Here is a 13,903-nt window from a genome sequence, read left to right on the forward strand (position 1 = left end):
GACTGCCCGGGTGGTGGCGGCACCGTGGTGACGCCGGTCCGCTACCCGGGCGGTACCGGCCCGTGGCCCGTGCCCGGCTGCCGCGCGACCGGCTGGAGATACGGGTTGTAGCCGCCGTAGTGCCGGTGCGGCGCGGGGACCTGGTGCTGCGGATACGGCGCGCCGTGCGGCCGGCGGGGGTACGGCGGCGGCACGCGGTGGGCGCGGGCGCGTCCCGTCGCACGGGCCGCGTACGTCAGGGCCGGCCCGGCGATGTCCCGGCGCTGCCACAGGTGGTGCAGCAGCTCCTGCTCCCGGTGGGCGAAGTCCGGGCCGGCCCCGTCGCGGCGGGCCCGGTGGCGCAGTACGGCCAGCGAGGTCGCGAACGACTCGTACTCCGCGACCGCACGGGCCGCCGCCCTGCCCCGGGACCGGTCCGGGTGGCTGTTCCAGTGCCTGGCCATGTCGCGGGCCATCCCCCGCGCCCGCATCGAGGCCAGCGCGAGCGGCTCGGCCGGAGTCAGCCAGCCGGCCGACGCGTACACGGGAAGCTCGGCGGAGAGCGTACGCAGTTCCCGCTGGCGCGACCAGATCGCCAGCCACGTCACCAGGGCGAGGGCGGGCACCATGAAGGCCCCGTACACCGCGTAGAAGCCGTACGGTCCGAAGGCCGACGAGCCGTTCCACAGGGCGTGCATGCCCATGGCGAGAACGAGTCCGAGCAGTGGCAGCACGATCCGGCGCACCCGGCGGCGCCGGCCGCCGAGCGCGGCGATGCCGAAGCCGATGCCGGTGAGCACGGTGAAGAGCGGGTGGGCGAACGGCGACATCACCACGCGCACGAAGAAGGTCCCTGCCGTGACCGAGGCGAGGCCCGTGGTGCCCAGCTCCTGGTCCTCGCCGAAGGCGTTGCCGAGATAGAGGATGTTCTCGGTGAAGGCGAAACCCGTCGCGGTGAACCCGGCGACCACGATGCCGTCGACGACACCGCCGAACTCCCTTCTGCGGAACAGGAAGATCAGCAGGACGGCGGCGGCCTTGGCGCTCTCCTCGACGACCGGGGCGACGACCGTGGCCCCCAGGGTGTCGGCACTGGCCGGGTCCGCGGTGGCCGTGGCTATCCAGCGGGTCGCGAAGGAGTTGGCGATGATCGCCACCAGGGCCGCGGCACACGCACCCCAGGCGAAGGCGAACAGCAGATTCCGCCAGGGGCCGGGCTCGACACGGTCGAGCCAGCGGAACGCCGCCATCAGCAGCGGCACGGGCAGCACGGCCAGGCCCAGACCGACCAGGAAACCCTCCGTGCCGGTCTGGTCGCGCACCAGGGACAGGATCACCAGACCGCAGAGGGCGAGCACGGCGATCACCGCACCGGCGCGGAAGGCCTTGCTGCGCCAGACCATGCCGACCCGGCGGGGCCGGTAACGCCACTGGCCACGCTCGGGAACGGCGCTCAGGAACTCGTCGAGCCGCTGCTCCTCGAGAACCGGGACGGCCGGCTGCTGGTGCTGTACGGACCCCTCGGACACCTGATGACCCTAACCAGGGGGACCGACACCTGACCACGGCGCGAAGTGCCGGGCGCCGGCGGGTGGCTGATCGGCGACGGTCGGCCGCTGCCCCTCCGGGCCCACCACGACCGGCACCCCGGTCCTGCGGCCGTCGGCCCCGCACCCCGGTCCTGCGGCCGTCGGCCCCGCAGCCCGTGCGCCGCGTGCGCCGCCGCAGTCGGGCCCGCTCCGCCGCTACCGGTCCGTGTTCCGGGTGAACAGCACGTCGTGCACGACGTGCCCCTTGTCCAGCCCCTGCCCCTCGAAGCGGGTCAGTGGCCGGAACGCGGGGCGGGGCGCGTAGCCCCCGTCGGCCCGGGTGTTCTCGAACAGGGGGTGCGCCGTGAGCACCTCCAGCATCTGCTCCGCGTACGGCTCCCAGTCCGTCGCGCAGTGGACGACCGCTCCGGGCTTCAGCCGCTGCGCCACCAGGTCGAGGAACTCCGCCTGGATCAGCCGGCGTTTGTGGTGCCGCTTCTTGGGCCAGGGGTCGGGGAAGAACACCCGGAGCCCGTCCAGCGCCGCCGGCTCCAGCATCTCGCGCAGCAGGATGATCGCGTCACCGTTGGCGACCCGGACGTTGGACAGGCCCGCCCGGTCCGCGAGACCGAGGAGGTTGCCCTGGCCCGGGGTGTGCACGTCGACGGCCAGGATCCCGGTGTCCGGGTCGTCGGCCGCCATCTGCGCGGTGGCCTCGCCCATGCCGAAGCCGATCTCCAGGACGACCGGGAGGCCGTCGAACAGGTCCGGCAGGTCGAGGACGCGCAGGCCGTCGATGTCGAGGCCCCACTTCGGCCACAGCCGCTGGAGGGCGTCCTCCTGGCCGGTGGTCACACGGCTGCGGCGCGGCTGGAAGCTGCGGATCCGGCGCTCGTGGTGGGAGCCCGCCGGATCGGCGGCGGGCCCGCCGGGGAAGCGCGGTTCCTGGCGCAGCCTGCGCTGCCGCTCGAAGGAGGCGGCGCGCAGCGCCTCGGCGTCCGCGTCAGCGGTGGCGCCGGGCGTCTCTGGGGTGGGGTTCACAGGCTCAGACACAATGCCCCGATTCTACGGCGGGGGGCTTCCACCCCGTCGCGCGAGCCCGCACCAGAGCCCGCCGCGCCACCTCCCTCCCGATGGGCAGCGAAGCGGTGGCCGCGGGCGACGGGGCGTTCAGCACGTGCACGGTGTGCGGGGCCTCCCGGATGAGGAAGTCGTCCACCAGCGTGCCGTCCCGCAGCACCGCCTGGGCCCTGACCCCGGCGGGTGACGGCCGCAGGTCGTCCTCCGTCACGTCGGGCAGCAGCCGCCGCACCGCCCGGGTGAAGGCACGCTTCGACAGGGATCTGTGCACCTCGCCCGCCCCGTACCGCCAGTGCCGCCGGGCGATCCGCCAGGAACCGGGCCAGCTCAGGGTGGCGGCCAGCTCGCGCGGGTGCACGACCGGCCAGCCGTATCCCTCGCGGGCCAGGGCCGGCACCGCGTTCGGACCGACGTGGACCGTGCCGTCGACGCCGCGGGTCAGATGCACCCCGAGGAACGGGAACGCCGGGTCCGGCACCGGATAGACCAGCCCGCGCACCAGCTCCGGCCGGGCCAGCTCGTAGTACTCCCCGCGGAACGGCACGATCCGCACCCCGGGGTCGTCCCCCACGAGGCGTGCCATCCGGTCGCTGTGCAGGCCGGCGCAGTTGACCAGCACCCGGGCCCTGGTCACCCGGCCGTCGGCCGTCCGCACGGCGACACCCCAGGGGCGCCGGTCGACGGCGACGACCTCCGCGCCGTACCGGACCTGCCCGCCGGCCGCGCCCACCTCGGCGGCGAACCGGGCGGCCACCGCGGAGAAGTCGCACACCCCGGTCGTCCCGACCCGGATCGCCGCGAGCCCGCGCACCTCCGGCTCGTACTCCGCGATCTGGGCGGGGCCGAGCTCCCGGACCGGCAGCCCGTGCTCCCGGCCGCGCTGCACCAGGCCGTGGAGCCTCGGCAGCTCGTCGCTGGCCGTCGCCACGATCAGCTTGCCCGTGACCGCGTGCGCGATGCCGTGCCCGGCGCAGAAGTCGACCAGCTCGGCGGCGCCCCGCACCGCGTAGCGCGCCTTGAGCGAACCCGGGGGGTAGTAGATGCCGCTGTGGATCACCCCGCTGTTGCGCCCGGTCTGGTGCCTGGCGGGGCCCCACTCCTTCTCCAGCACCGTGACCCGGGTGCCGGGCGCGGTGCGCGTGAGCGCATACGCGGTCGACAGACCGACGATCCCGCCGCCGATCACCAGCACATCGCAGTCGTACGCCGCGTGCGTCATCATCACGCCACCTCCCACCCCGATAGTGCACTGACCCACTGACAACGGGCTCAAACCAGGGACGGCAGGGGCGTGGCGTCCGATCCGTCTCCCGGGCGGGGCATAACGGGGTGTTCCGGTGTTCCGCTACACGGGGGTCACCAGAAGCGGACGGGCCCGTTCCCGGAGCTCGGCGACGCGCGGCTCGTCCCCGTACGGTTCCAGGCGGTGCAGCAGATCGCGGACGTACTCCGTGGTGCGTGCCGAGGAGATGCGCCCCGCCACCTCGACCGCGCGCGTCCCCGCCGCGCAGGCGGCGTCCAGATTTCCGGACTCCAGCTCGGCGACCGCCGACACGACGAGCCGCAGCCCGTGCGAGCGGACGAACTCCTCGGTGGGCCTGGACAGCGCCTGCTCCGTGAACCGCCGCACCTGCCGGGGCGCCTTCAGGTCGCGGTAGCACTCGGCGGCGTCGGCGGCGAACCGGTCGTACGAGTAGAAGCCGAGCCAGGACGGATCCAGGTCACCGGCCCGGGCGCGCTCCAGCCAGCTCTCCGCTGCCCTGAGCGCGGCCCCCGCGGCCGGTGCGTCGCCGGCCTTCGCGTGGGCGCGGGCCTCCACGAGGCGGAAGAAGCTCATGGTCCGTGCGGTGGCCAGGCCGCGATTGCGCTCGACCGCAGCCTGCGCGAGGTCCACACCCTCGTCGGCGAAGCCCCGGTACGTCGCCTGGAGCGACATCGATGCCAGTACGTATCCGCCGAGCGGGACGTCGGCGGCGGCCCGGGCCAGGCGCAGCGCCTGGATGTAGTACCGCTGCGCGGCCTCCTGCTGGCCGGTGTCGAACGCCATCCAGCCCGCGAGCCTGGTCAGCTCGGCCGAGGCGCCGAAGAGCGCCCGGCCCACCTCGTCGCTGTAGGAACCCAGGAGCAGGGGGGCGGCGTCGACGCGTAAGCACTCCGGGACCATGGAGGAACGCCAGTCGCCGCCGCCGTACTTGGAGTCCCAGCGGCGAGCGTCCTGGGCGGCCTCGCGGAGCTTGGCCACATCGCTGTGGCCCACCCGGAAGAGTGAGGCGTCGGACACCGTGTCCGGACCCGGCTGTACGGGCACTGCGGCCTGCGCCCCCGGCGCGCCCTGGCCGCCGGGTGCGCCCCGGGTGCCGAGGATCGCGGCCTGGGCGGCCGTCGGGTCCCGGGCGACCGACGGATCGGCGGGTGTTATGAGCCATCGGGACGCGGGGGTCGCATACGCGCTCACGGCGAAGGAGCCGGCGAGCGACTGCCAGATCCCGCCGCCGCCCCGGCGGCCCGCCAGGTCCAGCCGGTACAGATCCGTCGCCGAGCGCACCGCCTCGCCCACGTCGCGCGGGAAGGCCAGCCCGACCTCGGGCGCCGGATCGGCGTCGGCCAGCCCGATCTCGTGCAGCGGCACGGGGCGGCCGAGTTTGGCCCCTATCGCCGCCGCGATCAGATGGGGCGCCGCACCCTGCGGCACCATGCCCTTGGCGACCCAGCGGGCCACCGAGGTCTTGTCGTACCGCAGTGTCAGACCGCGCTGCGCTCCGAGGTCGTTGACCCGCCGGGCGAGCCCGGCGTTGCTGATTCCCGCGAGGGCGAGAACCGTGCCGAGCTTCTCGTTCGGCCCGCGTTGCTCCCTGGACATGCGCCACCCCTCGACACACAGACGGCCGCCGCGACACCGTGGGGCGCGCGGCATTCGTACCGTGTTCTCCCCAGGTACGGTCCCGGGCACTCCGGCCGCACACGCATTTGGCTGAGCCCCGTGGAATATGCCGCCCTGCTGAGAACATCGGTAAACCCAGCGTAGTTCGCCGCATCCCTACCGTTAAGGGGCAGTCGTCCGGATGGCGGGAATGTTGTCCGCCATGCCGGAGTCGGGGGGTCCTGTCCGCCGGTGTGCCACCCCGCGCACCGGCTGCGCACCGGATGCGTCGGGGGTCACGGGTGCGGCTCCGCGCGCGGAGTCACGGCCGGCCCCCGAACGGTGCGGAGCAAGACCATCGTGCTCCCGGTGTGTGGCCGTGCGCCCGGCCGTGCGCTCTGGCCCGGCCTGCACGGAAGCGCTTCCATGGTTCCTGCGTGGGTCGGCCCGCTGCACTGGACTCAGCGGGCTGGGGGAGACCGCCGCCCCATTCCCCGCGGGCGGCGAACCGGTCCGGGAGGTGACGAACACCTCCCGGACTGTGCGTGGAAGGGCACGTTCCATGGGGGACGAGGCGTGTGGGCCGGCGCACCGGGGGGATGCGCCGGCCGACGCGTGACCGGGGCGGCCGCGAGGTTCCCCAGGGGCCCGCAGGCTCTCTCCGGAGCACGGCCGGGGGCGTCGTCGGACACCCCTCCGAGGCCTTCCGGAGTGAAACGCGCACGTGGATCGTGATCTGAGATTGGCTGGATCCTGTCGGTCGGGCAGCGCTTCCCGGATCGGTCCGGCTATGGCCGGTTTACGTCTGTTCCACAGCACGGCCGAGGCGTGGTCCGCATTTCCGGCCGGGCGGCGCAACTCCCCGAAGCCGCGGTTGCGTTGTGAGGGAATCCCGGAAGTCGGCCCCCGGCCCTTGCCAGGGGCGCATGCGCATCCTGTGTGCGCCGCTCGTACCCCCTCCCAGGTGCCGTTGTCGTGGCAGCATGTCCCGCAGCGGCGTTCCCGTGTCTGGCGCGCCGGTTCGTCCACAGCCTGTGGAGGCGGCGATGCGTTGGTTGGTGGGGTGGAGCAGTATCGCCGCGAGCTTCGGCACCGTGGGCGCGGTCGGCCACCAGGGGGAGGGGCGCACCGTCCACCCCGTGGGTTCCCAACTCCTGTGGGGGGACCCGGATCCGCTCTGGGCCGTCGGCGACTGGCGCCCGGACGAGATCCGCATCATCACGGTGGCCACCCCCGAGGGCGCGCCCACCACCCGCCTCGCGGTCCTCGGCTGCTGCGGTGCCACCGACGAGCAGCTCCGGGTCGGGCTGCTGGCCGCCCGCGGCGGTGCGCTGCGCCATCTCACCGCCTGGCCGGGCAGTTACACGGCCGTCGTGCAGATCGGCCGCCGCGTCACCGTCGCCGGTGACCTCGCCGGGGCGCGCCCCGTCTTCCACACCCCCTGGGCCAACGGCACCGCGTACGCCACCGCGGCCCTCCCGCTCGCCGATCTCATCGAGGCCCAGCTGGACATCGGCCATCTGGCCGCGCTGCTGGCCTGCCCCGAGACCCCGGAGGCGCTGGGCGACGGCACGCCGTACGCGGGCGTGAAGCGGATCCCCCCGGGACACGCGCTGATCCTCCGGGAGGGATCGCGCGAGATCACGGGGTACGAGGCGGTGGCCTCGCTCGCCGTCGCGGCCCCCCAGACCGACCCGGTGAGTGCCGTCGAGGGTGTGCGGGACGCCCTGGTCGAAGCCGTACGCGCCCGTCTCACGGCCCCGCGCCACGCCCCGGAGACCATGCCGCCGGATCCCGGTCCCGTCCCCGGGATGGGGCCCGCCGAGCGCCGTGCGGCCCGCGGGGCGCCCGTGCCCGGCATCGGCTCGGACCTGTCCGGAGGCAGCGCGTCCGCCACCCTCGCCCTGCTGGCCGCCGGGCTGCCCGGGCTCCCCGGCACCGTCCTCGGTCACGGCTCGGGGGCCGGCGAGCGGCTGCTGGCCGTCACCTTCAACGACCTCTCCACGCAGGGGCGCGAGGACGAACTGGAGCGCGCCCGCGTCATCGCGGCCAACCCCCGCCTGCACCACGTGGTCGTCGCGGCGGGCGAGGAGGCCCTGCCCTACGCGTCGCTGGAGACCGGACCGCTCACCGACGAGCCCGCGCCGTCCCTCGTCGTCGCCGAACGCCACCGCCGCAGGCTGGCCGCGGGAAGCGCCGACCACCTGGTGGGGCACGGCGCCCGGCAGGTCCTCGACGCGCACCCGGCACGGCTGGCCGACCTCCTCATGGACCGGCGCAGACGCCACCTCCTGCGGCCCGTCGCCGCGCTCGCCAGGGCCGAGGGGCCGTCCGCGCACTCCCTGTTCGTCCCGGTGGCCGTCTACCGCGCCGCCCGCCGGCTGTCCCGTACGTCGTACCGCACAGGGCTCGAGGCCGCGGCCGGTCTGCTGCCCGACGCCAACCGCTACGCCCCGGACCTCGACACACCGGCCGACGCCTCGCTCGCCGCCCTCACCTGGTCCCGGCCGGGCCCGGCCGCGCGCTGGCTCACCGGTGAGGCACTCGCCGAGGTGGCGGTCCGGCTCCAGGAGGCGGCGATCCGGCCGACGTCGGTCCAGCGCCCGGGGGAGGCCCGCGCCCGTGCGGCGCTCGCCCGGCACGCGGCCGACCAGCGCATCCTGGAACAGGCCGCCGAGGTGCGGAGCCAGCGGCTGCACGCCCCGTTCCTCGACAACCAGGTCGTACGGGCCGCCCGGGCCCTGCCCGAATCACTGCGCGTCCAGCCGGGCGCCCGGGCCGCGATACTGCGCCGGGTCCTCGCCGGCGCGGGCATCCACGAACTGCCCCCGGGCTGGGGCGCGCCGTCCCAGGCCACCTCGAACGCGGCGGGCCGCCTCGGCCTGCGCACGGCGCTCCCGGAGCTGATCGCCCTCTTCGACGCCCCGCTGCTCGCCGATGCCGGCCTCGTCGAGGCGCGCGTCGTGCGGAAGGCGCTGCGTGCGGCGTCCGAGGGTGAACCACTGCCGCTGGACGGGCTCGCCGCCCTCGTCTCCACCGAACTCTGGCTCCGCCGCCTGGTCACCCGCCGGGGCACCTGCTGGACGGGTACGGCGGCCCCGCGCCAGCGCGCGGTGGCGGGCGGCGTGGTCCCGGCCCGCCGGACACTGCAGCCGTAACGGCCCCGGCCCCGGGCCCCCGGCTCTTCGAGAGCGCCGCAGGGCGGGCGCGGCCCCGCTCCGGACGAGGTCGTGGACCTCCTCGTCCGCCTCACCCGGGATCTCAGCGGCAGCTGATCCGCGACTGCGCCCAGTCGGCCAGCGTCAGCCCTCCGAGCGGCCCCGCGGGCACCACCACGAGCCGGATCGTGCCCTGTCCTTCGATGCCGACGCTCGTCGCCACGGCGGGGTCGCCGCCCCGCATCAGGGGCGACTCCCACAGCCGTACCCCGTCGCCGCCGACCACGGAGAAGCGCACCGGGCCGAGCATCTCGGTCAGGTCGTCCACACCGACCATCGCCTCGTAGCGGGTGCACTGGCGGTTGAGACGGATCGCGACCGATGAGCGGGCGTGGACGGTCACACCGTGGGAGTACCTCGTGGAGCCGACCGACAGCCCGGTCCGCTGCCAGACCGCGCCCCTGGTCTCGCCGAGCAGGATCTCCGGCGCGGTGTGATCACCGGCGACGGAGTACGGCAACTCGTTGACCTGGTAGACCTCGGGGGGCACGGGCGGAGCGGGCGGTGCGGGCGGCGGTGGGGTGGTCGGCGCGGGAGGCGCGGGGCCGGGCTCCGGCGGGGCCGGCGCGGGCGCCTTCGGCCGTGCCGGCTCGGCGGCGGGCTCCGGCGAGGGCGGCGCGGGTTTCGGCGGACGAGCCCGCGTCGGCTCCGGCTCGGGTGCCGGTTCGGGCGCGGGAGGTGGTGCGGGGGCCTGCGGCTCCGGCGGGGGAGCGGGCGTCGGTACGGCGGGGGCCGCCACCGGCGGCCCGGCCACCGGTTTCGGCTCCGGGGCGGGCCGGTCGTCGCCGACCAGGGCCCACACCAGTCCGGCCGCGGCCGCCACGGCCACGGTCGCGGCGATGCCCGCCTTCACCGGCGCGCCGAGCCCTTCCGCCGCAGCGGATCCACCGGCTGTGCCGCCGGAGGAGGAACCGCCGGTCGCAGCCGCGGCGGCACCGGCACCCGCGGCGCCGACCGTCCCGCCCGCCACGATGCCCGCCGCCTTGACCGCATAGCCCGCGGCGAACCAGCCGATGACGGCGACCGGGAGCAGCGCCGGGATCCCGGAGTTCACCCGCTGCAGCTCGCCGGCGGCGATCCGGCACTTCGCGCACTCGTCCAGATGCTTGCGGAGCCCGCGCTCGGCCCGGCTCCGCAGGCCTCCCCGGGCATGGGCGCCCAGCCGGTCGGCGTACCGGGCGCAGTCCCCGCCGGCCGTGAGCGCCTGGCTCACATGCGCCTGCAGATAGGCCTGCTTGAGCCCTTCCCGGGCACGGACGGCCAGCACCGCCGTGGCGTTGGGCGTCAGGCCGAACAGCGGTGCCACCTCGCTCGGAGTCTCCTCCTCCACGGTGGTGTGCCACAGCACGGCCTGCCAGCGCTCCGGCAGGCTGCGGAATGCCTCCATCGCCATGGACCGGTCCGCCTCGTGCATGGCGATCACGTCGGCGCCGAGACCGACGGTGTCGGCCTCCGCGAGTTCGGAGGAACGCGTGGCCTGCGCGGCGAACACAGCGAAGTCATCGACGAGATGCTCACGCTTCGCACTCTTCGTCCACGCGGCGGCGACGTGCCGGACCGCGGTCATGAGGTAGGCCCGGACGGCTTCCTCCGGCCCCTTCCCGCCCCGTACCGCCTGCAGTGTCCGTGCGAACACCTCGGCCGTCAGGTCGTCCGCGGTGTGCGCGTCGCGGCAGCAGGTGCGGGCGTAGCGGCGCACCGCCCCCGAGTGGCGCAGGAACAGCTCCTCGTACGCCCGGTCGTCGCCGGCCCGCATGCCCTGGATCAACTGCGCGTCGGACGGCCCGGGACCGGCGGAACCCGCACGTCCCTCCCGCTGGAGGGGTACGGCGTACACGGCACCGGCCTCGGCGTCGTCCGCGGGCACCGGCCAGGGGCCGGGGAGCACGGTGCCGCCCTCGGCACGGCCGCTGCCCGGCCGTCCGGAACCCGCCTGGCTCGGCACCTGGCCGGCGAGCGGCCCGCCCGTCTCCGTGCCTCCGCCCGCGATACCGTCGGCCGGTTCCCCCTGCTGCGCGTCACCGCTCATCGCGGAAGCCCCCGTATGCACCTTCGGACCCGTCATACCGGGGCCAGAGTGCCACAGGGCCCTGCCACAGCGAACCCTCGGCCCGGGCAACCACTCGTCCGGGGTGTTTTCCCGTGGGTGAGGCGCGCGGCATCACTCCTTGGAGGGAGTACCGACACCCCGCGGCCGTACGGGCGTCCGCCCGGCAGGTCCGTCCGGTGAGCCCGTCCCGGGAAGGACGGACACCGGCCGGACCCGTCCGGTAACGGGGCACCCGCCTACGCGGGCCGGGAGCGCAGACCCTCCAGCAGGATGTCCAGCAGCCGTGCCGAGGCCGCGGCCTGATGCGCGGGATCCGGCAGCGCCGGTGCCGCCGTGGCGATGACCAGCAGCACGTCCGCCACGGTCACGTCGCCGCGCAGCTCACCCGACTCCCGGGCCCGGCCCACCAGTCTCCCCACGACCTCGAGGAGCTCGGCCGCACCGGAGTCGTCGTCGAGGCCCGCCTCGGCGGCGGAGCGCGGTGCGACCACCCTGAGATCGGCCTGTCCCACGCCCTGCCGCTGATGCGGAACCCGCGTCTCGCCGTCCGCCGAGCCCGGCGCGGCGGACGCGTCCTCCGCGTCGGCCCCGACCCGCAGCACCTGCGGCGGCAGCAGCCGGCCCGCACCCGAGGCCACCGACGTCCGAAGGAAACGGGACAGCGCCGACCAGGGCTCGTCCTCCTGCCCCAGAGCCGACCGCGCCTGGTCGGTGAGCCGCGAGGTCTCCTCCTCGGCTATCCGGCGCACCAGCACGTCCTTGCTCGGGAAACGCCGGTAGACCGTGCCGACCCCGACCCGGGCGCGGCGTGCCACGTCCTCCATCGGCGCGCCGTACCCCAGCTCGCCGAACACCTCACGTGCCGCTCGCAGCACGTGTTCCAGATTGCGCTGCGCGTCCACGCGGAGCGGCGCCGAGCGGCCCGTGCTCCCCACCGGTCCACCCCCAGCGACCGTCGCGAGCGCTCCTACGGGGCTCAACCGCCCGTGGCCCTCCACAGAAGAGGTGACAGCGCTCTGCCCATGCAGATCCTGAATGTGCATAACTTCCCCCGGTTATGACGTCTCCCCCCGGAGACTTCCCCGCCGTGTGAGCCGGTGTGCGGATCACCGTCCGAACCAGACACCCCGACGGGGTACGAACATAGTTGAGCCCGGCTCAATTCAGAAGAGGGTAGTTCCGCACGGAGCGCCCCCCGATCGGAGCAAGGACCGGTTGAACCCTGATTCACCCCATGCCCGCCTGCCTTGCCGCCATGCCTGACCTGCAACGCTGCCGTGATACAGGGTGATTGATCCCCGCCGGGTGATCGAAGAGCTCCGGTCACACAATTTGACGGGCCTGTGGACAAACGCCGGACTCCGGTGCGTCATGGGATGGTGATGGCTCCAGATTCCCGGGGGACGACCCCCGACACCAGGCCTCGTGTACGCATTCTCGTCGTCGGCGGCGGTTACGTCGGGATGTACACCGCACTGCGTCTCCAGCGGAAGCTGCGGCAGAGACTGAAGAGCGGCGAGGCCGAGATCGTGGTGGTCACGCCGGAGCCCTACATGACGTACCAGCCGTTCCTGCCCGAAGCCGCGGCCGGTTCGATCTCGCCCCGCCACGTCGTCGTACCGCTGCGCCGGGTCCTGAAGCACTGCACGATCGTCATCGGTGAGGCGGAGCGCATCGACCACGCCAAACGCACCGCGACCGTCACGACGCTCGCCACCGGAGAGGACGGCACCGGCGCCGTCGAGATCCCGTACGACGAGGTCGTCATCGCGCCCGGGTCCGTCTCGCGCACCCTCCCGGTCCCCGGCCTCGCCGACTTCGGCATCGGCTTCAAGACCGTCGAGGAGGCCATCGGCCTGCGCAACCACGTCATCGAGCAGATGGACATCGCCTCCGCGACCCGGGACCCCGCCATCCGCGACGCGGCCCTCACCTTCGTGTTCGTCGGTGGCGGGTACGCGGGCGTCGAGGCGCTCGCCGAGCTGGAGGACATGGCCCGCTACACCTCGCGGTACTACCACAACATCAAGCCCACGGACCTGCGATGGATCCTGGTCGAGGCGACCGGCCGCATCCTGCCCGAGGTCGGCGAGGCGATGGGCAAGTACGCCGTCCGGGAGCTGCGGGGCCGCAACATCGACGTCCGGCTCGACACCAGGCTCGACAGCTGCGAGGCCCGTACCGCGGTCCTCAGCGACGGCTCCCGCTTCCCGACCCGCACCCTCGTGTGGACCGCGGGCGTCAAACCCGCACCCCTGCTCGCCGCCACCGACCTGCCCCTCACCGAGCGCGGCCGGCTGCGCTGTACCGCCGCGCTCCGCGTCGACGGCGTCGAACACGCCTGGGCGGCCGGCGACGCGGCGGCGGTACCCGACCTCACGTCCTCGGAGCCCGGCAGGGAAACCGCGCCGAACGCCCAGCACGCGGTGCGGCAGGCCAAGGTCCTCGCCGACAACATCCTCGCCACGCTCGCCGGACGGCCCGCGAAGGACTACCGGCACTCCTACGCCGGATCCGTCGCCTCGCTCGGCCTGCACAAGGGCGTCGCCCACGTCTACGGCCGCAAGCTCAAGGGGTATCCGGCGTGGCTGATGCACCGCGTCTACCACCTCAGCCGGGTGCCCACGTTCAACCGGAAGGCCCGCGTCCTCGCCGAGTGGACCCTCGCCGGACTGTTCAAGCGCGAGATCGTCTCCCTCGGCTCACTCGAGCACCCGCGCGCCGAATTCGCGCTCGCTGCCGGCGGGCACGCACACCTCCGCCCGGGGAGCGAGGGGAACGGCGCGCGGCCCGGAGGCAATCCGCCCGAGGACGACGACGGCCCGCCGAAGACATCCGGCTGATCCGCCGCCCCGGGCCGGCACACCTTCCTTCCGCACCACCGCCGGCACCTCCTCCGACCACCGCCGCAGGGCACCCCCGACCGCCGGGGGAACGCCGCGGACCGCCGGGCGAACCGACCGCCCCACGACAACTGTCAGTACGGTCGGTCACACTGGACGTGTGACCATAGGTGGGCCCACACCTGCAGAGAGTGACCCGCCCGGCAGTCACCTACAGTGACCGGCAGCGAAGACCACCAGCACGAAGAGACCCGGCCGCGCCTTCCCGGGGGACCGCCCCGGTACCCCGACCCGGCAGACGTACCGGCAGACGAACGGCAACGACCGGCACAGGTACCGGCCGA

8 protein-coding genes are annotated in these 13,903 nt (G+C 74.4%); 2 read left to right on the forward strand and 6 right to left on the reverse strand.

Features of this window, described 5'->3' with window-relative positions; all coding sequences use genetic code 11:
• Positions 1-41 precede the first annotated feature (41 nt).
• The 4 genes from OG927_RS17420 to OG927_RS17435 form a co-directional block, all read right to left on the reverse strand.
• Positions 42-1,508, reverse strand: coding sequence for a PrsW family intramembrane metalloprotease (locus tag OG927_RS17420; protein WP_209470061.1), 1,467 nt, complete (start codon positions 1,506-1,508; stop codon positions 42-44).
• 216 nt (positions 1,509-1,724) lie between these two features.
• Positions 1,725-2,561 (reverse strand): tRNA (guanosine(46)-N7)-methyltransferase TrmB, encoded by an 837-nt coding sequence (gene trmB, locus OG927_RS17425; RefSeq protein ID WP_371612629.1) that lies wholly within the window; start codon positions 2,559-2,561, stop codon positions 1,725-1,727.
• A complete protein-coding gene (lhgO, locus tag OG927_RS17430) occupies positions 2,554-3,810 on the reverse strand; it encodes an L-2-hydroxyglutarate oxidase (RefSeq protein WP_056792985.1) in 1,257 nt (418 codons plus the stop codon). The genes trmB and lhgO overlap by 8 nt, the downstream gene beginning before the upstream one ends.
• 123 nt (positions 3,811-3,933) lie before the next feature.
• On the reverse strand, positions 3,934-5,448 hold the full coding sequence (locus OG927_RS17435; protein WP_330320417.1) for a sporulation protein: 1,515 nt from the start codon (positions 5,446-5,448) through the stop codon (positions 3,934-3,936).
• Positions 5,449-6,494: 1,046 nt separating this feature from the next.
• On the opposite strand from OG927_RS17435, the gene OG927_RS17440 reads away from it, so the two are divergent.
• Positions 6,495-8,606 carry an asparagine synthase-related protein gene (locus OG927_RS17440; RefSeq protein WP_107103280.1) on the forward strand — a complete coding sequence of 704 codons (2,112 nt, stop codon included), beginning with the start codon at positions 6,495-6,497 and terminating at the stop codon, positions 8,604-8,606.
• A gap of 103 nt (positions 8,607-8,709) precedes the next feature.
• Here OG927_RS17440 and OG927_RS17445 read toward each other — a convergent pair whose 3' ends face one another.
• The gene (locus tag OG927_RS17445) at positions 8,710-10,695 is read right to left on the reverse strand and encodes a sigma-70 family RNA polymerase sigma factor (protein WP_330320418.1); all 1,986 of its coding nucleotides are present in this window, start codon (positions 10,693-10,695) and stop codon (positions 8,710-8,712) included.
• 257 nt (positions 10,696-10,952) lie between these two features.
• The gene (locus OG927_RS17450; RefSeq protein WP_056792981.1) at positions 10,953-11,759 is read right to left on the reverse strand and encodes a TetR/AcrR family transcriptional regulator; all 807 of its coding nucleotides are present in this window, start codon (positions 11,757-11,759) and stop codon (positions 10,953-10,955) included.
• Between the two features lie 339 nt (positions 11,760-12,098).
• Between OG927_RS17450 and OG927_RS17455 the strand changes: the two genes are divergently transcribed.
• Positions 12,099-13,559, forward strand: coding sequence for an NAD(P)/FAD-dependent oxidoreductase (locus tag OG927_RS17455; protein ID WP_056793559.1), 1,461 nt, complete (start codon positions 12,099-12,101; stop codon positions 13,557-13,559).
• Positions 13,560-13,903 lie beyond the last annotated feature (344 nt).

The sequence above is a fragment of the Streptomyces clavifer genome (genome assembly GCF_036345975.1).
GTDB lineage: Bacteria > Actinomycetota > Actinomycetes > Streptomycetales > Streptomycetaceae > Streptomyces > Streptomyces clavifer.

Bases quoted from the DNA above. Each gene is read 5' to 3' on its own strand.
- OG927_RS17435 (WP_330320417.1), bottom strand. From the start codon at position 5,448: ATGTCCAGGGAGCAACGCGGGCCGAACGAGAAGCTCGGCACGGTTCTC.
- OG927_RS17440 (WP_107103280.1), top strand. From the start codon at position 6,495: ATGCGTTGGTTGGTGGGGTGGAGCAGTATCGCCGCGAGCTTCGGCACC.
- OG927_RS17450 (WP_056792981.1), bottom strand. From the start codon at position 11,759: ATGCACATTCAGGATCTGCATGGGCAGAGCGCTGTCACCTCTTCTGTG.
- OG927_RS17455 (WP_056793559.1), top strand. From the start codon at position 12,099: ATGGCTCCAGATTCCCGGGGGACGACCCCCGACACCAGGCCTCGTGTA.
- lhgO (WP_056792985.1), bottom strand. From the start codon at position 3,810: ATGATGACGCACGCGGCGTACGACTGCGATGTGCTGGTGATCGGCGGC.
- OG927_RS17445 (WP_330320418.1), bottom strand. From the start codon at position 10,695: ATGAGCGGTGACGCGCAGCAGGGGGAACCGGCCGACGGTATCGCGGGC.